A 19,716-nucleotide genomic window follows, 5' to 3' on the forward strand; every position below is an offset into this window, starting at 1 on the left:
CACGGCGCTCGCGGTGGAGGGGAAAGGGGTGGGCTCAGACGTCCTCGGGGGCGAGCACCACGTCGAAGCGGGTGCTGGCCCAGCTCTCGTCCAGGCGGCGACCGTCCGGGGTGGGCTCGTTCGCGTCATGGGTCTCGAACGTCTTGATCAGGGAGTCCTTGACGCCGAACACCGAGTCGCCGGCCTCGAGTTGCGGATCCCCCTCCACGAAGATGTGGGTCACGAGCGTGCGCCGCCCCGGGGCCGAGACCATGAAGTGCAGGTGCGCGGCGCGGTACGGCGAGCGCCCGGTGCTCTGCAGCATCTTGCCCACGGGCCCGTCGTGCGGGATGGGGTACGGGGTGGGTGTGAGGCCCCAGAAGCGGAACGTCCCATCGTTGTCGGATTCGAGCCATGCGCGGCCGTAGACCCGGCCGTCGGTGTGCTGGACGTCGTATAGACCCTCGTCGTCCGCCTCCCACACCTCGATGCGCGCACCCGCCACGGGGTTGCCGTCCGTGTCCTTGACGGTTCCCTCGACCCAGCACGGCTGGCCCGGGGCACCCCCGGCGATGTCTTCGCCCTGGTCGATACGCGGGGCGTCCTGGGCGAAGAACGGGCCGAACACGGTGGCTTCCGTGGCATCCTCGTAGGCCTGGTTGTTCACGGCGATGGTCTGCATGGAGATGCCCAGCACGTCCGAGAGCAGCACGAATTCCTGACGGATGTCCGTGGTGATGTTCCCCGCGTCCGTGAGGAACTTGATCGCGGCGTTCCACTCGTCCTCGGTCAGCCGGGTCTCGCGCACGACGGCGTGGGCGTGGGTCACGACGCTGCGCAGCACCTCCGCGAGGCGCGGGTCGGGGGACTCGTCGAAAGACGCCAGGACCTGTTCGGTGAGTTGCGCTTCGCGCTGGCACTGCTCCTCACTCTCGGTGCTGTCGGACGCGTCACCGGTCGCGGCCGTGACCACCGAGGGGTCCTCCCCCTGCAGGGCCGCGCGCAACAGCACGGTGAGGTTCTCGGTCGTGGGCGTGACCGGGTTGGACTCCGGGATGGCCTGGAGCGAGCGCTCCACGGCCTCGGTAACGTCCTCCTCGGTGAAGCCGACGTCGGACAGCGCCCGGGGTGCGTCCAGGTCCTTCCGCAGTGCGGCCAGTGCGTCGTTGGCGGCCCGGGCCTCCCCACCGGCCACGGTGCCCTCGTACCCGAGCGCGGCGGCGAGGCGGCCGGCGAGTTCCGGGACGGCCGGGGCGTTGAACGCCAGGACGTACGGCAGCACGGTCGCGTGGGTCTCGGCGTGGGGCAGGTTGAACGTCCCCCCGAGCACGTGCGCGATCTTGTGGTGGATCCCCGAGCCCGCGGACGCGAACGACAGCGCGGAGAGGTAGCAGCCGTAGAGCGCCTGCTCACGGGCGTGCATGTCCTCGGGGTCCTTGACGATCCCCCGCAGGGCGATCGCGAGTGCCCGCGCACCCTCGAGCACATGCGCTTGGTTGATGGGATCGGCCTTGGGCGCCCACAGCGAGTCCACGCAGTGCGCGAGTCCGTTGAGCCCGGACGCGACCGACAGGCCCACGGGCAGGGAACGCGAGAGTTCGGCGTCGTAGATCACAGCCTCGGGCAGCACCTTGGGGTCCAGGCCGGTGGACTTGGTGCGGTCCTCCGTCATACCCCACATGCTCGTGGCCTCGGAGCCCGCGTAGGTCGTGGGCACGGCCAGGAGGGGCAGCCCGGAGGTCAGTGCGATGGCCTTGCCCAGCCCCGTGGTGGAGCCGCCGCCCACGGTGACGAGCGCGTCCACGTCCGCCTCGCGTGCGGCGTCCCGCGCGCGCTCGGCAAGTTCCACGGGGACGTGCTGGACGACGTCGTTCCACGTCAGGGCGGGCTGCGCACGCTCGGCGACCTGCCGGACCAGCTCGGCTTCGTGCTCCCCCGCGATGATCATGGGGCGCGTGGCGCCGAGGCGGTCGAGTTCGGTCACGAGGTGTTCGGCGGCCTTGCCCGCGCCGAACAGGACACGTTGTCCCAGGGTCGTGTGCTCGAAGACCATCGGCCGGGGCGCTGAGTCGGAACGCTGGATGGACATGGGAAACCTGCCTTGACTGGACGATCCTGATGTCCTTGCAGTGTGGTGCACGCCATATCCATAGATCCAATACAATTTTTTCTAGGCAGACATAAGGACACATTATGGATACGCGCCAGCTCACGTACTTCCTCGCGGTCGTGGATCACCAGGGCTTCACTGCCGCGTCCGCGGCCCTGCGGATCACGCAACCGGCTCTGAGCAACACCGTGAAGCAACTCGAGAAGGAATGCGGCGTGCCGCTGCTGCACCGCGGCGCACGCGGCACCCGGCCCACCGAGGCCGGCAAACAACTCGCCACGGACGCCCGGCGCATCCTGCACGACCTCGCGTCCACCACAGCGCGCATGCGGTCGATCGCCCAGGGTCGGCGGGGTCAGGTCACGCTGTCCGTGGCACCCGCGTTCGAGTGGTGGCACCTGCCGCACGCGCTGAACATCCTGGAGAGCGCGGCCCCGGACATCGACATCGACCTGCGGGACCCCTCCCCGGACATCACACTGCGCACGTTGCACGAGGGCGTGATCGATCTGGGGGTCGTCCTGACCTCGGACGTCTCCGCCCTGCGGCGGATCCACGGCGCGGACCTCTCCCTGGAACCCCTGCTGACCATGCCGCTCGTGGTGCTGTTGCCGCGCAGCATGGACACCCTGCCGCCTTATGTCTCCTTGGCGGACCTGGCGTCCGAGACGTGGCTCGTGCCCGCCCGCTACCCGGGACTGTCCGGGCTGCCGGAGTTACTGGCCAACGTGTGGCGCGAACGCCCCACGACCCGCCCGGCGGCCGTCACGGAGGTGTCCACGCTGCAAACATGTGTCCCGCTCGTGGCGGCCGGGCGCGGGGTGGCGCTCGTGCCCGAGCAGGTGCGGGAGATCATGGGCGCCAAATGCGTGATCCGGAAGGTGCGGGAGAGCGTGGCGCAACAAACCGCCGTCGTCGGCTGGCGCACGCAGCAACCGCTGTCCCCCGCCGCCCTGCGCGTCAAGGACGTCCTGTTGGACCCCGCCACGTGGGCGCGACCCGGGGACGCCGTGGGTCCGGATCCCGCGCTCGAGCAGGAACAGAGCTGGTGACCACCTCCTGCCATAACCGGCGCTTATCGGTCATCCCGCGTTCCTCGTGAAGGGACGCACGTACCGGGCCTAGGCTGGGAGACAGCACGCGGCGTCGTCGTCGGAGGACGTCGTCGCAGGAAGTGGGGGAGACGGTCATGGACCCGTTCGTATCACCCGATTGGCTCGCCGAGCACCGCGAGGACGTGGTGCTCGCGGACGCCCGCATGTACCTGGACGGACGCAGCGCGGGGGCCGCCTACCTGCAGGGACACCTGCCCGGCGCGGTATTCGTGGACGTGGCCACCGCGCTCGCGGCCCCGGCCTCCCCGGAGAGGGGTCGGCACCCGCTGCCCACCCCCGAGGATTTCGCCGCGGCGATGTCCCGGGCGGGTATCGGCGACGACACTACGGTGGTCGCGTACGACGACGTCGGCAACGTCATGGCCGCGCGCCTCATCTGGATGCTGCGCACCACGGGCCACCGCGCCGCGCTGCTCGACGGCGGCCTGTCTGCCGCAGGCTCCGGCGAGCTGGAACGACGCCGCACGGTCCTCCCCGAGGCACGTTTCACCCCGGTGCCGTGGCCGCCCGACGCGCTCGCGAGCATCGACGAGGCGGTCCACGGCCCGCTGGTCGTGGACGCGCGCGACCGCACACGGTTCGCGGGGAACACCCCCGATCCCGTGGATCCGCGCTCCGGCCACATCCCGGGCGCCGTGAACGTCCCGTGCCGTGAGCACCTGACCGAGCGACAGACCCTGCAACCGGTGGAGCAGTTGCGGGAGCGATTCGAGCGCGCGGGGGTCACGGACGCGCACCACATGATCTCCTATTGCGGCTCCGGTGTGACGGCGTGCCACAACCTCCTCGTGGCCGAGCACGCGGGACTCGGCACGGGACGGCTGTTCCCCGGGAGCTGGTCCCAGTACTCCCACACGGACCGCCCCGTGGAGACGTCCCCTCAGGGCTGAACCATCCATCACGGTACTTACGGTTTCCCCACCTCGGTGCCAAGATGGGAAGCACCACAGTGGTTAGCGCCACGGACAGTACAGGAGGCACGTCATGACTCAGCAACCCGAGAACCCGGATCCCATCGCGTCCGCCGGTCAGATCGACGATCCCGACCAGCCCACCACCGTGCAGGGCCACGACGACTCCCGCGCCGGCCGCGACACCCAACCGGATGAGAGCTCCGCGGAAGGGGACCCCGACCAACCCGGCGCGGCCCGTCGCACCACCGTCGTCCCGGCGGGCGCCACCGATCCGGGCACCGTCGACGGCGCGGCGAACGCGACCGATCGCGGCGTCGTCGAGGAGCGCACCGTCCGTGACGACCGCGACGTCGTGCGTGATGACCACGCCGCGGACCACGGCAAGCCGCCCAAGGCGTTGAAGGAGACCGGCTTCCCCAACGTGGGCGAGGGCACCGTGGACGAGCAGAGCGCCCGCGATGTCGATTCGGAGGCGCTGGCCGGAACGCGGAAGTTCCAGCCCAGGCCCGGGGATCCCAACCCGAACATCTCCGCGAACCCCGCCGACCGCCCGGACGTGGACGGCGAGGTCGACGACGAGGGCAACGCCCAGTACCAGCGCTCCGAGGAGATGCCGGACATCGAACCCGTGCGGCACTCGCACATGGTCGAGGACCGTGTCCAGGAGCAGGAACGCGACTACGACCTTGAGACCACCGAGGACGGCGAGCGCTACCTCACACCCAAGGACCTGCCGAACAACTGACGGCGGTCCCCCAAGCGCGCCCGGTCGGACACCCGTTCGACCGGGCGCTCGTGTTTGCGTGGCCTTGATAGTCTCGGGCTTTCCGGGCACCGCAGGTGCCGCGTCCCCGACCACGAAAGAACCGGGCCATGACCGACCCTTCGTTCACCGTGCATGCCGCGGCCGGCAGCTCGCCCGCCCTCGGCCCGGGGCGGGACCCCGCGCCCGGCGGCCGACCGCCCTCGGGAACGTCCGGGCGCGACGGCGCACTGCTGCGGTTCCTGAACGGCGTCGAGTGGGTGGGCAACAAGTTGCCGCACCCGTTCTGGCTCTTCGTGATTCTCGCCGGTCTCGTGGCGGTGCTGTCCGCCGTACTCGCGACGGCCGGTGTCACCGCGCAGAACCCCGCGACCGGGGACGTGGAGACCGTTCACAACCTGCTGACGTCCGAGGGGCTGCAGGCCATGGTGGGCGACGCCGTGGAGAACTTCGCCTCCTTCCCGCCCCTGGGCGTGGTGATCACGGTTTTGCTGGGCGTGGCCGTCGCCGAACGCAGCGGGCTCATCAACACCGCGGTGAAACTCGTGGTCTCCCGCGTCTCGGCGGGATGGCTCACGTTCGTGCTCGCGCTCACGGGTGTCACCGGTTCCGTGGCCTCGGACGCGATCGTGGTGGTGCTGATCCCCCTGGGCGCGGCGGCGTTCAAGGCGGCCGGCCGCTCCGCCGTGCTGGGCGCGGTGATCGCGTTCGTCTCGTCCTCGGCCGGCTTCAACGCCTCGCTGGTGGTCAACCTGACCGATCCGCTGGTGGGCGGGATCACCCAGTCCGCGGCGCAGCTCGTGGATCCCGAGTACACGGTCTCCCCCATCGCCAACTACTTCTTCTCCGCGGCCTCCGCCGTGGTGCTGGCGCTCGTGATCACCCTGGTCTCGGAGACCGTCCTGACCCGGATGACCAAGAAGTACCACGCGGCGGAACGCTCCGAGGCGGAGGCCGCACGGGCGGCCGAGGCCGGCGACGGCGAGCACGCCGAGACCTTCACGGCCCAGACCCTGACGGTCACGTCCCGGCGGGAGACCACCGCCCTGTGGGCCGCCGTGGGAACGCTCGTCGCGGGCCTGGGCATCTACTTCACCCTGTTGTTCATCCCCGGCACACCGTTCCCCGGGGAGGACGGCACCCCCCTGACCTCGGTGCTGATCAGCAGTGTCGCGGTGCCCATCGGGCTGCTGTTCTTTGTGTGCGGTATCGCTTACGGGATCGTGGCCGGGACCATCGACAAGGCCTCGGACGTGCCGCCCATGATGGCCTCCGCGATCACCCAGGTGGCACCCCTAATCGTGCTGTTCTTCGCGGCCGCCCAGTTCATCGCGTGGTTCGACTGGTCCAACATGGGCACCGTACTGGCCATCAAGACCGCCGGGGTGCTCGGCTCCGCCGGGGTCCCGCCCGTGGTGCTCTTCGCGGGCATGGTGGTGCTGATCTCCGTGATCAACCTGTTCATCACGTCCGGCTCCGCGCAGTGGACCCTCACCGCGCCCGTGCTGGTGCCCATGTTCATGTACTTGTCCATTCCCCCGGAGACCACGCAGATGCTGTTCCGCATCGGGGATTCCCCGTCCAACGTGCTCTCGCCGCTGAACCCGTTCTTCGCCATGACCCTGGGCTTCATCCAGCGCTGGTACCCCAAGGCCGGGATCGGCACTCTCATGTCCATGGTGCTACCCCTATCCCTGGCCATGATCGTGGTGTGGTTCCTGTTCTTCCTGGCCTGGTGGGGCCTGGGCATCCCGCTCGGACCCGGCTCCCCCACACGCTGACGCCGCAATGTTCACGGACACTTCGCTCGTTGTCCCCCAAAAGGGACAGTGTTGTCCCCTTAAGAGTTCGACATCGCCGTGAACCGCGTTCTCCCAGGTCATCGTGGGATTACGCGGGGACGGAACTGCGTTCTATGAAAATGAAAAATCACGGGTTGATTACAACGCGGATGTGGCATTGCAGCGACCCGAACAAGTTGTCAGCCTGTTTGCTATGGCGAAGACGACATCACCTCGAACATGGATGACCACCCTTGCCCTGGTCGGGGCGTTCGCAGTGACCGGATGCGGGTCCAGCAACGATTCCGGCCCGGGCAACGACGCCGCCGGGGCCACCCAGGGGAGCACGCCGCAGGGTGGGGAGCAGACGAGCACCGACGCGAGCGGCACACAGCCCCAGACCGGTGACTCGCCGTCCGGTGAGGCGCAGTTCGGGACGAGTGCCACTCCGGATGCCGACCACAGCGCGGACGTCTACGAGCTCACGGAGACCTACACGGATCCGGCGAAACTGTTCACGGTGAAGTACCCCAAGTCCTGGAAGGTCCAGAAGGACAACGGGTACCTGAAGTTGACCAGCCCGGACGGGAAGGTCCAGGGCAAGGTGGCATCCACCAAGGTCCGACCCCCCAAGGGCGATTGGTTCACCCGCCCCACCCACCCCCTGATCGGGGAGGAAACCGGGTTGAGCAAGCAGGTGGGCACCCAGGTGTTCACGTACTCCACCTACGTCCCGGCCCCGCCGCACAGCGAGCGCAGCGATTCGGTCCTGTGGGGGCTCACGGAGTCCGACAGCCAGGGCATCGTGTCCCTCCCGGGCGGGGACAAGCGGGACGAACTGTGGGCGGAGTTCTACTACGCCCCCGTGAACAAGGGGAACCGACCGCTGTCCCAGAGCCAAGGGGTCAAGCTGGTCAATCAGATCAACGAGACGGACGAGGCCGGCACGGTGGACGCGATCCTCAAGTCCATCCGGGCCGTCGACTAGAGACGACCCGCCGGCCGTTCGTCGGGGCGGGGCAAAGAGCGCGGGGAGAGTGGCCGGTGCGGTCATTCCGGTGGGTTGCCGGGATGACCGCACTGGTGTTTTTCGGCGGGTGATCTGAGTGGGCGCGCCGACCCGATCACTCGAGAACACCCCTGCGACATGGGCAAACACTTAGGTGTCCTACATCACAGGTGCATCACACTCTGTTGTTCACTATTGCAAACAACATGGCTCGGATCCACGCTGGTGCCATGACACACAACACAGCCCGCAGCTGGGCCGTCACCCTCGGTATCACGTCCGCCCTCGCTCTGACGGGGTGCACCGCGTCGAACGGCGCGGCCACCCCCACGAGCTCCGACACCACCACGCACAGCACCGCACCGCCGCAATCGGGCGGGACGGCGACGTCGCCGGCCGCGTCCGCCGCGCCGTCGGCGACACAGCCCGGGGACTCCGGAACGACCGCACCATCCACGCCCTCGGCGTCGGATGCGAGTTCCGAACCGGTCGGGGCGCCCGGCGCCACCACTGAACCGACCGAGCCCGCACCGGGCGACCAGACAGGTGACACGATCGCCCTGTCCGAGACCTACACCGCGCCGGACGGGGCCTTCAGCATGAAGTACCCCGCCTCGTGGACCGCGAAGACGGATCAGGGGTACTTGGAGCTCACGAGCCCCACGGGTCAGGCGATGGGTCGGATCGCCACCACGGACGTACGACCGCTGCGCGAGGACTGGTTCACGTCCCCCCGCTACACGGTGCCCGGTGAGACCACACAGTTGTCCGAGGACATCGGGGCGCAGGTGAGCACGTACTCCGCGTACCTCCGCAGCGCCAAGGGTCCGGACGAGGACTCCGTGCTCTTCGGCCTCTCACAGGTCAACTCCTCCGGCCTGGTGAGCCTGGCGGGAGGCGAGACGGGTCGCGAGTTGTGGGTCGAGTTCTCCACCGGCCCGGTCAACACGACCGGGAGGTTCGTCACCGATGAGGAACTGGTCGACATCCTGAACACCACGGTCGCCACTCACCCGGACGTCCCCGCCATCCAGGCGATGCTGCACAGCATTTCCATGGACTGACACGCGACGGACTGAGCCACAAGATTCCAGGCAGTGCCGCGTGCATTCTGGGGTATGCGGAAGCCAGTATCGAAATTCTGGGCACCCTGGAGCCAGTATTCGGCGAGCGAGTGGTTTTGGAGTGCCTAGGAAATCGTGCCCGGCTTTAGCTGCCCCAGAAATCGCCGGTGGCTTCGGAGTGCCTCGAAGTGCGCGGATGGCCTGCCGGGCCCGAGAGCTGCCGCGCGACGCTGGCCCTCGACGGCTACTTCCGGAACGCCTCCAGCAGGGCCTTGCTGCCGGCGGCGAGCAGAGCGACGTCGGCGCCCACGTTCACGAAGTCCGCGCCCGAAGCGAGGTAGTCCCGCGCCTGGTCCTGGGCGAACGCGTTGACGCCCACGAACTTGCCGGCGGCCTTCACCTCCGGGATCACGTGCTTCACGGCGGCCACGACGTCCGGGTGGGTCTGCTGACCCAGCAGCCCCATGGACGCGGCGAGGTCCGACGGGCCGATGAACACACCGTCCACGCCGTCCACGGCGGCGATCGCGGCGGCGTTCTCCACGGCAGCGGCGGACTCCGCCTGAACGATCAGCGTGATGGTCTCGCGTGCCCGGGTCAGGTACCCGGGGATCCGGTTCCACCGGCCGGAGCGGGCCAGGGCGGAGCCGACGCCGCGCACACCCCCGGGCGGATAGGCCACCGCCCGAGCGGCGGCCTGCGCCTCTTCGACCGAGTCGACCATGGGCACCACGAGCGACTGGGCCCCGAGGTCCAGGTACTGCTTGATGAGCACCTCGCTGTTCTCGGGGACCCGCACGACCCCGAGCGTGGGGTAGGCGGCGATCGCGCGCAGCACGGACTGGATGGTCTCGAGCGACAGCGGCGAGTGCTCGCCGTCGATCAGCAGGTAGTCGAAACCGGCCCCGGCCAGGATCTCCGCGGCGGCGGGATCCCCGGAGGAGTGGAACATCCCGATCACCGGCTGATCGTCAGAGGCGAGCGGGAAGAGGTCCTTGAGGCTCGGCAGCACACCGGGCAGGTTGGGAGCGTCCTCCGCGCGGAACGCGTGGATCAGATCGTTCACTCGAACCGACATGTGATGGCCCCCAGATCTCTGTAATCGGCGTGCACGGTGTCCCCGGGGTGGACCCACATGGGCTTGGTGAAGGAACCGGCCAGCACGATGCTCCCGGCGGGCAGGGTGTCGTCGTGCGCGGCGAGCTTGTTGGCCAGCCACGCCACACCGTTCGCGGGGTGGTTGAGTACGGCCGCGGCCACGCCGGTGTCCTCGAGGCTCTCGTTGCGGTACAGCAGCGCGGAGACCCAGCGCAGGTCCACGGAGTCCGGAGCCACGGGGTTACCGCCGTAGACCATCCCACCCAGGGCCGCGTTGTCCGAGATGGTGTCCACGATCGTGCGGCCCTCCATCTCGATGCGCGAGCTGAGGATCTCCAGCGCCGGGACCACGTACTCGGTCGCGCGCAGGACGTCGAAGATGGTCACGTTCGGCCCGGTCAGCTCGTCCCGGAGCACGAACGCGAGTTCCACCTCGATGCGCACGTTGGAGTACTGGTCATGGCGGATCACGGAGCCGTTCTCGTACACCTGGTCCGCGAAGATCACCCCGTAGTCCGGTTCGGTGATGCCCGTGGCCTCCTGCATGACCTTGGACGTCAGCCCGATCTTGCGCCCCACCAGCCGACGTCCGGCGGCCTCACTGCGGCGGCGCCACTCGTTCTGCACCGCGTAGGAGTCCTCCACGGTCATCTCCGGGTACTGCTGCGTGAGCCGCGGAATCATGGTGCGCTCGCGCTCGGCCGCGGCCAGATCGTCCGCGATCTTAGTGATGCGTTCCTTCTCCAGCATGGTGTCTCCCTCGCGTTGGTCGTGGAAGCCGAACGGTCAGAGCTGGTGACCCAGCTTGTACTCGCCCTGCTTCCACTCGGGCATGGACTCCTCGCCCTCGGAGGGGCGGGTGTAGGAGAAGCCGTCCGCGCCGATGGTCGCCGCGAGCTCGGACTCCTCGGTGCGGGCCACGACCTCCTGCGGGTTGCCGTCCAGGTCCAGCACGAGGGAGGCGTCCGTGTACCAGGACGGGACCACGGGGGTGCCCCACCAGTCGCGACGCTGGTTGTCGTGGACGTCCCACGTGACCACGGGGTTGTCCGGGTCACCCGTGTAGTAGTCCTGCGTGTAGATCTCCACGCGGTGACCGTCCGGGTCGCGCAAGTACAGGTAGAAGGCGTTGGACACGCCGTGGCGGCCAGGGCCGCGCTCGATCATGTCCGAGCGGCGCAGCGCACCGAGCTTGTCGCAGATCGCCAGGATGTTGTGCTTTTCGTGGGTGGAGAAGGCCACGTGGTGCATCCGGGGACCGTCGCCGCCGGTCATGGCGGTGTCGTGCACGGTGGGCTTGCGGCGCATCCACGCGGCGTACACCGTGCCCTGCTCATCCTGGATGTCCTCGGTCACGCGGAAGCCCAGGTCCTGCATGAACTTGGTAGCGCGGGGGACGTCCGGGGTGACCTGGTTGAAGTGGTCCAGGCGCACCAGGGCACCCGGGGTGTAGAGGTCATAGCGCCAGACCAGGCGCTCCACGTGCTCCACGTCGTGGAAGAACTCGTACGGGAAGCCCAGGGGGTCCTCCACGCGCACCGACTCGCCGATGCCCTTGGTGAAGCCCTCCGCGCGGCGTTCCACGCGGCAGCCGAGCTCCTCGTAGAAGGCCACGGCCTTGCCCAGGTCCTCGGGGTGTGCACACGGTAGGAGAACGCGGCCACGGCGGCCACGGGGCCCTGGCGCAGCACCAGGTTGTGGTGGATGAACTCCTCGAGCGAACGCAGGTAGATGGTGTTCTCGTCCTCCTCCGTGACCGTGAGCCCCAGCACGTCCACGTAGAACTCGCGAGACTTCACGAGGTCCGTGACCACGAGTTCCATGTACGCGCAGCGCAGGATGTCCGGCGCGGGCACGGACGGGGTCGTGATGGGGTTGTCGGTGGTAATCGGAGCTTCCTGCGAAACGTAGAAGCCCGAGGACGTCATTGTCCGATCAGCGGGATTCGTCATGGTGTGTCCTTCTCGTGGGTGGCACCGGGTGGTAGAGGAGGGGGACGCTCAGGCGTCCATTTTTTCGACGGCGTCTTCCTGCTTGCCGAACACGGGGTTGTGCACCTCGCCCAGGTTGATGTGCACGGCCTGCTGGTCCGTGTAGAAATCGATCGAGCGGTAGCCGCCCTCGTGGCCAAGCCCGGACGCCTTCACGCCGCCGAACGGGGTACGCAGGTCACGCACGTTGTTGGAGTTGAGCCACACCATGCCCGCCTCCACGTTCTGCGCGAAGTTGTGGGCACGCTTGAGATCGCTCGTCCAGATGTAGGCGGCCAGGCCGTACCTGGTGTTGTTGGCCAGCTCCAGGGCTTCTTCCTCGGTGTCGAACGGCGTGATCGCCACGACCGGGCCGAAGATTTCCTCCTGAAAGATCCGGGCGTCCGGCTTGACGTCCACGAACACCGTGGGGGCCACGTAGTTACCGGTCTCGAAGCCCTCGGGGCGACCGCCACCGGCCACCAGACGGGCCTCCTGCTTGCCGATCTCCACGTAGGAAATGACCTTCTCATAGTGCTCGGGGTGCACGAGCGCGCCCACCTCGGTGGACGGGTCCGAGGGCAGACCCACCTTCACGCGCTTGGCCTGGGCCGCGTAGCGTTCCACGAACTCGTCGTAGATCCCGCGCTGGACCAGGATGCGCGAACCCGCGGTGCAGCGTTCGCCGTTGAGGGAGAACACACCGAAGATCGTGGCGTTGATCGCGCCCTCCAGATCGGCGTCGTCGAACACCACGGCCGGGGACTTGCCGCCCAGCTCCATGGACAGACCCTTGAGGAAGGGCGCGGCGTTGCCGAAGATGATCTGCCCGGTGCGGGACTCGCCCGTGAACGAGATCAGCGGGACGTCCGGGTGCTTGACCAGCGAGTCGCCGGCGTAGCCTTCCTCGCCGAAGCCGTTGACCAGGTTGAACACACCGGCCGGGACACCGGCCTCCTCGAAGATGCCGGGCCACAGGGACGCGGACAGGGGCGTGAACTCGGCTGGCTTGAGCACCACGGTGTTGCCCGTGGCCAGGGCCGGACCCAGCTTCCAGGACTCGAGCATGAACGGGGTGTTCCACGGGGTGATCAACCCGGCCACACCGATCGGCTTGCGGTTGACGTAGTTCACCTGGCGGCCGGGGACCTTGTAGGCGTCGTCGATCTGGGCGACGATCAGGTCCGCGAAGAAGCGGAAGTTCTCCGCGGCGCGGCGCGCCTGACCCAGGGCCTGGGTGATGGGCAGACCGGAATCGTAGGACTCCATGGCGGCGAGCTGGCCACCGCGGGACTCTACGATGTCCGCGATCTTGTGTAGCACCCGCGAGCGCTCACGGGGCAGCATCTTGGGCCAGGGCCCCTCGTCGAACGCCTTCTTAGCTGCGGCCACGGCGGCCTCGATGTCCGCCTTCTTACCGGAGGCGGCCTTGATATAGGGCTTGTTGGTCACGGGGTTGAGCACCTCGAACGTGTCCCCGTCCACGGAATCCACCCATTCGCCGTTGATGTAGTGGCGGATGGAATCGGGAAGGTTCTCGGGCGTGGTCTCCTGCAGAGCTGCCATGGGATGACTCCTCCAGTCGGTGACTTCTGACGGGTTGCTTCTGATTGCGTGTTCTTGATGGACCGGTCCTGACCGGGCGCGCCCGGCCGGCGGCCCGATCGGTACGGGTGGGTCGGTGGTTCACGAGCTCCGGCGCTGCGGCTCCTCGTGGGTGTCGGCGCGGCTGCTGAGGTAGCTGCGAAGGGTCGCGGAACGGTGCTGGCGCACGGCGCGCTCCACGGCGTCGGCCGGGGCGCGGGTCTCGATGAGGTGCAGGATGTGGTAGTGCTCGTTGACCGAGGCGCGCGCACGTTCGGGGATGAACGAGAACGTGGAGGTGCGCAGGTGGTTGAGCCGTTCCCACTCGACCATCACGAGGTCGTTGAGGCGTTCGTTGGGGCACCGGCATGCGAGCACCCGGTGGAACTCGTGGTTGGTCTCGGTGAACGCCTGCGGGTCGAAGTTCTTCAGGGACGCCTCCAGGGAGACGTTGAGCTGGCGGGCGTGCGCGAGGTCCGCCGCGGTCATGTGTTCCGCGGACAGCGCGGTGGCCGCACCCTCCAACAGACCGAGGGTCTCCATGCTGTAGCGGTACTGCTCACCGTTGACCATGGACACACGCGCACCCACGTTGCGCTCGAAGGTCACGAGGCCCTCCGCCTCGAGCCGCCGGATGGCCTCGCGCACGGGCACCACGGACATCTCCAGGGTCTCCGCGATGCTCGCGAGCACCAGGCGGTAGCCGGGCGAGAACGCCTGGGTCATGATCTGGCTCTTGATCCAGTCGTAGGCACGCTGGGCCTTGCTGGGGGCCCCGGTGGTCGTGGTCACGGATTCCTCGCTTCGCTAGGGGTGTCGTTCAGTCGTCGGAGGCGGGGTGTTCCGCCAACCACTGCTGGAATTCTTCCTGCCACTGCCCCGTGGGCGGGAAGAGTCCCTTGACGGGGTTGCCCTCGGCGACGCGCTCGGCCACCCATGTGTCCTCGCGCTCCTTGGCCAGGGCGGCGTCCACGACGTCCTCGGCGAGCTCGCGCGGGATCACGATGACACCGTCGTCGTCACCCACGATCACGTCACCGGGCAGCACGGTCGCGTTGCCGCACGCCACGGCGACGTCCTGGTCCCACGGGACGTGCCGGCGGCCCAGCACAGCGGGGTGCGCGGTCTGCGCGAAGACGGGCAACCCGATCTCGGCGACGGCCGCGTAGTCGCGCACACCGCCGTCGCTGACCACTCCCGCCGCGCCGTTGAACTGGGCGCGCAGCGCGAGGATGTCACCGAGCGTGCCGGAACCTGCCGCCCCGCGGGCCTCGATCACGATCACCTCACCCGGGCCGACGGCGTCGAAGACCTGCTTCTGCACGTTGTACCCGCCGCCGTGGGACGTGAAGAGATCCTCGCGGTTGGGCACGAAGCGCAGGGTCCTGGCCGTGCCGACCATCGTGGTGCCGGGCGTCTGCGGGTACACGCCTTCGATCACCACGTTGTTGAGTCCGCGCTTGCGCAGCTCCGCGGACAGCCCGGCCGTGGGCGCTTTCTCGAGCTTGGCGCGCAACGCCTCGGGCAGTGCCGCGGCGTCGGAGTCCGGCAGACCCGCGGCCTCGCGGGAACCCCACGCCTCCTCGCGCTGTTTGTTGTCCACGGCGGGCATGGCGCCCAGCCCCTCGTCGAAGCTCTCGTCACCCTCGGTCACGTGGCTGATCAGGCGGCCCGACGACGGCGCTCCCGCCACCTCCGGCGCGTCCACCTCGATCTCCACGACGTCCCCGGGCTGCGCGACCGATGAACCGGCGGGGGTGCCCGTGAGGATCACGTCCCCCTCCTCGAGGGTCAGGTGCTGGGAGAGGTCCGCCACGAACTGGGCGAGCGGGAAGATCATGTTTTCCGCCGCAGTGGTGTCCTCCTGGACCAGCTCACCGTTGCGCCACGTGCGCACGCGCAACTGCTCCGGGGAGATCCCGCGGGCGTCGATCAGGGAGGGGCCCAGCGACGTGTAGCCGTCACGTCCCTTGTTGCGCAGGTTCGAACCCTTGTCCGCGGCGCGCAGGTCGTAGAGACCCCAGTCGTTGGCGGCGGTCACGGAGGCCACGTGGGACCACGCGTCCTCGAGGGAGACGTTCTTCGCGGGCGTCCCGATCACCAGGGCGATCTCGCCCTCGAACGCGAGCAGCTCGGTGCCGGCGGGGCGTTCCACCGCGGTGCCCGAACCGCCCAGCGAGCTCGCGGGCTTGAGGAAGTAGGACGGGACGGCGGGCTTGCGACCGCGCTGCGCCGCACGGGACTCGTAGGCCACGTGCACCGCGATGATCTTTCCCGGATGCACGGGAACCGGCTGTTCAGGGGCTCCGAATGAAGCCTGCTGAGCCTCCTGGGGGTTCTCGATCACGGCCACCGCCTCCTCGTGAGAATGTTATTTGAAATCGTATATTATCTATATATTCTGAGCAAGTGGCGTGGATCACATCATCTCCCCCTGGGATACCCGGGCGGCGCACCCACCCCAGAGAACCAGACTCGCCGGACGAAGGAGTCACACATGGCGACCCGCGATCCCATCGCCCGCGAAACAACGGCCAGAAGTGCCACGCGGCGTCGTGAGCAGCGCAAGGTCGTGGCCGGAACCATCATCGGTACCAGTATCGAGTGGTACGACTTCTTCCTCTTAGCCTCCGCCGCGGGACTCGTGTTCAACCACTTATTCTTCGAACCCATAGACCCCCAGGCGGCCACTCTTATGGCCTTCGCCACAGTGGGCCTGAGCTTCCTCTTCCGCCCCCTCGGGGCGCCCCTCGCACGGCCCCTCGTTTCCGTATCCCCGTGCACCCGGAAGGACCATGGGGCTGTAATTGTTACCCAGAACACAAATCGTATATGATCCGTGACACACTCTTTCGACGCCACCGAACCACCCCGGGGCGGGCAGCGTGGCCCGCACCCGCCGTACGGATCTCACCGGTGGAACCGCACAGCACGGACGCCGCCCCGCGGCACGTCCGCGACTCGGACCCGGATCCCGGACCCCGGACCCTGCGGGAACACCCTGCGAGATCACCGCACAAGCCAGGAGAAGGCATGTTATTTCACCAGAACGGATACGTCTCCGAGGATCCCCGGATCGAGGAGCCCCGCGGCTGCGGCGTGGACCGCCCCGAGGACCTGACCGACACCATGGACGTGCTGATCGTGGGCACGGGACCGGCGGGTGTGATCGCGGCGGCACAGCTGTCCCAGTACCCGGACGTCAACACGCGCATGATCGAGCGCCGTCCGGACCGGTTGGAGATCGGCCAGGCGGACGGTATTCAGGCCCGCAGCGTGGAGACATTCCAGGCCTTCGGTTTCGCGGAGGAGATCACGCAGGAGGCGTACCACCTGCGCGAGATGTGCTTCTGGAACCCGGATCCCACCAACCCCCAGAACATCGTGCGCACCGGCCGCCCCGCGGATGACCCCCACGGCGTGTCCGAGTTCCCGCACCTGATCGTGAACCAGGCCCGCGTGCTGGACTACTTCCTGCGCTCGGCCGAACGCGGCCCGGCCCGGATCACGCCCAACTACGGCATCGAGTTCGTGAACCTGGAGATCGACCAGGACCAGGAGTACCCCGTGGCCGTGACCGTGCGCTACGCCGCCGGTGAGCGCGAGGGCGAGGAGCGCACGGTGCGCGCCAAGTACGTCTTCGGATGCGACGGCGCGTCCTCCCGCGTGCGCAAGGCGATCGGTCGCACGCTCAGCGGCCAGGGCGCCCACCACGCGTGGGGCGTCATGGACGTGCTCGCCAACACCGATTTCCCGGATATCCGCACCAAGTGCGCGATCAACTCCGTGAACGGCTCCATCCTGCTGATCCCGCGCGAGGGCGGGCTGCTGTTCCGCATGTACGTGGATCTGGGCGAGGTCCCCGAAAACGACAACCACGAGATCCGCAAGACCCCGGTGGAGGAGATCATCCGCCGCGCGAACAAGATCCTCAACCCCTACAGCGTGGACGTGAAGTCCGTGGCCTGGTCCTCCGTGTACGAGGTGGGCCACCGCCTCACGGACCACTTCGACGACGTCGACACCGAGGACCGCGGCACCCGCGTGCCCCGCGTGTTCATTGCCGGGGATGCATGCCACACCCACTCCGCCAAGGCCGGCCAGGGCATGAACGTGTCCATGCAGGACGGCTGGAACCTGGGCTGGAAGCTCGGGGCGGTGCTCTCCGGGCGCGCGGACGAGTCGCTGCTGGACACTTACTCCGAGGAACGTCAGGTGATCGCCAAGAACCTGATCGACTTCGACCGTGAGTGGTCCACCCTCATGGCCACCCCGCAGGACAAGTTGCCGGACCCCAAGTACCTCGAGGACTTCTACGTGAAGACCGCGGAGTTCCCGGCCGGGTTCATGACCGAGTACCAGCCGTCCCTGATCACGGCGGGTACCGACCACCAGGACTTCGCCGAGGGCTACCCGGTGGGTAAGCGCTTCAAGTCCGCCCGCGTCCAGCGCGTGTGCGATTCCATGGTCGTGCACCAGGGTCACGAGGCCACCGCGGACGGGCGCTGGCGCATCCACGTCTTCGCGGACAGCTCCGTGGCCGGGGCGGATTCCCCCACCACCGCGTTCGCCGAGTGGTGGCAGAACGATCCTTCATCCCCGCTCGTGGCGCTGCGCCGTGATGACGACGGCGATGCCACCCTCTTCGACGTGGACGTCACCTACCAGCAGCCCTACACGGACGTCGACATCACCAAGGTGCCGCGCGCGTTCAAGCCGCAGGTGGGCCCGTTCGAGCTGAACTACTGGGAGCGCGTCTACGCCGCGATCCCCGGCGAGGACGTCTTCGACGTGCGCACGATCAGCCGCGACGGCGCCGTCGTGGTGGTCCGCCCGGATCACTACGTGGCCGCAGTCCTGCCGCTCGACGCGACCGACGAACTCACCGAGTTCTTCGGGAAGTTCCTGCGCAGGAACTGACCCGGCCCCGGGGGGGGGGCACTCCCGGTGAGCCGTGACGAAGTCCGGGCCGGGCTCAGCGAGTGATGACCACGCTCGCCTCGGACGTGTTGACCCGGAACGTGAGGGTCTCCCGGAAGTAGAGGTCCACGGTCTCCGCGGTGTGGGACGAGTAGCCGATCGCGGCGTCCAGGCCCAGGTGCAGTTCGGTCTTGGCGCGGGCCACGGCGGCCGGGAACTCGCGAACGTCCTGCGGTGCGGTCACCGGGTCGTTGTCGCTCGCGGGCGCGTTGCCCTGGATGTCCGCGGCCAGGTCGCTCACGTGTCCTGTTCCCAGTGCCGAGAACTCGGCGCCCGCGGGGTCCGCGTCCGGGGCGCCGTCGCGCGGGGGCACCGTGGTCGGGTCCTCCAGGAACGAGCGCGGCGGCGCGAAGAACAGGGACCCGTGGCCGCGGTGGAGAAGTCCAGGATGCGGTCGTACGTGCCCGGGGGGATCGCCCAGGAACATGTTCTCGAGCATGGTCTCCGTGACGCCCGGATCCGCGGCGTAGCTGATGAAGTACGTGCCGAACTCCTCGGTGCCCACGCGACCGAACGGCATGTTGTCGCGCATGATCTCGCGGGCCCGCCCGTCCACGTCGTCGAGGTCGTTGAGGGCCACATGCGAGTTGGCGGGCTAGTCCTCGTCCGAGAGCTCGATGTCCTCCAGTTTGGTCCGCCCGATCACCAGCTCCTGCTCCGTGACGGACAGTGCCTCCCACGCGCCCACCTCGTGGAGGTACTTCTGCACGTGCACGTAGCTGCCGCCACAGCAGGTGGGGTCTTGGTCGCCCACGACCCCACCGTGAACGCGTCCTCGTCCTCCGGGTTCGCGGTGCCGTCCACGAAACCCGGCAGATCGCGTTCCTCGAAGAACGTGAAGCCCTGCACCTCGTCCACCACGTCCACGTGCGGGCCCAGGCGCTTCATGAGGTGCTTGGCCAGCTCGAAGCACATGTCCTGGGAGACCGCACGCAAGTGGATCAGCAGGTCCCCCGGGGTGGACACGGCCGCGTGCACAGGACCCACGATCTCCGGGAACGGGTGCAGGTCCTTGGGGCGGGGCGCATCGTAGAGCCGGTCCCACGCATCGGAGCCGATACCGACCACGCACAACAGGTCACTCGTGGGGACGCGGAACGAGACCGCCTTGGTGAGGTCCGAGACGCCCGTGAGGATGTCCGCGACCTCCGCCTCCGATCCCTCCTCGATGGTCAGGACCAGGAACATCGCGGACTTGGCCGGGGCGGCCACGATCTTCCGAGCGGGCATGGGCTCTCCGTGGGTGGGCGGTGCGCCACCCGGATGCTCACGCGTCCTGGGCGTACCGAGCACGGTCGATCCGGGGTGGGCGGGTGTGCTGTCCTTCCCACGCTAACCCTCAGGTACCG

General features: G+C 68.3%; 15 protein-coding genes and 2 pseudogenes. 8 read left to right on the forward strand and 9 right to left on the reverse strand.

Going from position 1 to position 19,716, the window contains the following annotated elements:
* Positions 1–34 precede the first annotated feature (34 nt).
* On the reverse strand, positions 35–2,068 hold the full coding sequence (locus tag A5728_RS15140; protein ID WP_369795635.1) for a maleylacetate reductase and hydroxyquinol 1,2-dioxygenase domain-containing protein: 2,034 nt from the start codon (positions 2,066–2,068) through the stop codon (positions 35–37).
* A 104-nt stretch (positions 2,069–2,172) separates the two neighbouring features.
* Between A5728_RS15140 and A5728_RS10990 the strand changes: the two genes are divergently transcribed.
* The 6 genes from A5728_RS10990 to A5728_RS11015 all read left to right on the forward strand — a co-directional run bounded on the left by A5728_RS10990 (position 2,173) and on the right by A5728_RS11015 (position 8,735).
* Positions 2,173–3,141 (forward strand): LysR family transcriptional regulator, encoded by a 969-nt coding sequence (locus A5728_RS10990; RefSeq protein WP_064847118.1) that lies wholly within the window; start codon positions 2,173–2,175, stop codon positions 3,139–3,141.
* Positions 3,142–3,278: 137 nt separating this feature from the next.
* Complete coding sequence (locus A5728_RS10995; protein ID WP_082943422.1) at positions 3,279–4,094, forward strand: sulfurtransferase; 816 nt, start codon at positions 3,279–3,281, stop codon at positions 4,092–4,094.
* Positions 4,095–4,188: 94 nt separating this feature from the next.
* On the forward strand, positions 4,189–4,863 hold the full coding sequence (locus A5728_RS11000; RefSeq protein WP_064847120.1) for a hypothetical protein: 675 nt from the start codon (positions 4,189–4,191) through the stop codon (positions 4,861–4,863).
* A 128-nt stretch (positions 4,864–4,991) separates the two neighbouring features.
* A complete protein-coding gene (locus A5728_RS11005; protein ID WP_082943423.1) occupies positions 4,992–6,662 on the forward strand; it encodes an AbgT family transporter in 1,671 nt (556 codons plus the stop codon).
* A 214-nt stretch (positions 6,663–6,876) separates the two neighbouring features.
* Positions 6,877–7,650 carry a hypothetical protein gene (locus A5728_RS11010; RefSeq protein ID WP_193519264.1) on the forward strand — a complete coding sequence of 258 codons (774 nt, stop codon included), beginning with the start codon at positions 6,877–6,879 and terminating at the stop codon, positions 7,648–7,650.
* A 251-nt stretch (positions 7,651–7,901) separates the two neighbouring features.
* Positions 7,902–8,735: a hypothetical protein gene (locus tag A5728_RS11015; RefSeq protein ID WP_064847121.1), complete on the forward strand. Its 834-nt coding sequence runs from the start codon at positions 7,902–7,904 to the stop codon at positions 8,733–8,735.
* Between the two features lie 244 nt (positions 8,736–8,979).
* On the opposite strand, the gene A5728_RS11020 is transcribed toward A5728_RS11015, so the two are convergent.
* From A5728_RS11020 to A5728_RS11045, 6 genes and pseudogenes are all read right to left on the reverse strand, one after another.
* Positions 8,980–9,687: an aldolase/citrate lyase family protein gene (locus A5728_RS11020; RefSeq protein ID WP_231885629.1), complete on the reverse strand. Its 708-nt coding sequence runs from the start codon at positions 9,685–9,687 to the stop codon at positions 8,980–8,982.
* Positions 9,688–9,797: 110 nt separating this feature from the next.
* Positions 9,798–10,583, reverse strand: a complete 786-nt coding sequence (gene hpaH / locus A5728_RS11025; protein WP_064847122.1) for a 2-oxo-hept-4-ene-1,7-dioate hydratase — start codon at positions 10,581–10,583, stop codon at positions 9,798–9,800.
* A gap of 36 nt (positions 10,584–10,619) precedes the next feature.
* Positions 10,620–11,785 (reverse strand): annotated as a pseudogene (gene hpaD, locus A5728_RS11030) (3,4-dihydroxyphenylacetate 2,3-dioxygenase).
* 48 nt (positions 11,786–11,833) lie between these two features.
* Positions 11,834–13,369 (reverse strand): 5-carboxymethyl-2-hydroxymuconate semialdehyde dehydrogenase, encoded by a 1,536-nt coding sequence (hpaE, locus tag A5728_RS11035; RefSeq protein ID WP_064847123.1) that lies wholly within the window; start codon positions 13,367–13,369, stop codon positions 11,834–11,836.
* A gap of 120 nt (positions 13,370–13,489) precedes the next feature.
* Positions 13,490–14,179 carry a GntR family transcriptional regulator gene (locus tag A5728_RS11040; RefSeq protein ID WP_064847124.1) on the reverse strand — a complete coding sequence of 230 codons (690 nt, stop codon included), beginning with the start codon at positions 14,177–14,179 and terminating at the stop codon, positions 13,490–13,492.
* A gap of 28 nt (positions 14,180–14,207) precedes the next feature.
* Positions 14,208–15,734: a fumarylacetoacetate hydrolase family protein gene (locus A5728_RS11045; RefSeq protein ID WP_064847148.1), complete on the reverse strand. Its 1,527-nt coding sequence runs from the start codon at positions 15,732–15,734 to the stop codon at positions 14,208–14,210.
* Between the two features lie 150 nt (positions 15,735–15,884).
* Here A5728_RS11045 and A5728_RS11050 point away from each other — a divergent pair, with 150 nt between their 5' ends.
* Together A5728_RS11050 and A5728_RS11055 are read left to right on the forward strand one after the other, a co-directional pair.
* Positions 15,885–16,223: a hypothetical protein gene (locus tag A5728_RS11050; RefSeq protein WP_064847125.1), complete on the forward strand. Its 339-nt coding sequence runs from the start codon at positions 15,885–15,887 to the stop codon at positions 16,221–16,223.
* Between the two features lie 197 nt (positions 16,224–16,420).
* Positions 16,421–18,307 (forward strand): FAD-binding monooxygenase, encoded by a 1,887-nt coding sequence (locus A5728_RS11055; RefSeq protein ID WP_064847126.1) that lies wholly within the window; start codon positions 16,421–16,423, stop codon positions 18,305–18,307.
* A 55-nt stretch (positions 18,308–18,362) separates the two neighbouring features.
* Here A5728_RS11055 and A5728_RS14870 read toward each other — a convergent pair.
* A pseudogene (locus tag A5728_RS14870) lies at positions 18,363–19,121 on the reverse strand (Dyp-type peroxidase).
* Positions 19,010–19,597 (reverse strand): Dyp-type peroxidase, encoded by a 588-nt coding sequence (locus A5728_RS14880; RefSeq protein ID WP_367403049.1) that lies wholly within the window; start codon positions 19,595–19,597, stop codon positions 19,010–19,012. The pseudogene A5728_RS14870 and the gene A5728_RS14880 overlap by 112 nt, the downstream one beginning before the upstream one ends.
* Between the last annotated feature and the right edge of the window lie 119 nt (positions 19,598–19,716).

The organism is Kocuria sp. ICS0012 (genome assembly GCF_001665945.1).
GTDB lineage: Bacteria > Actinomycetota > Actinomycetes > Actinomycetales > Micrococcaceae > Kocuria > Kocuria marina.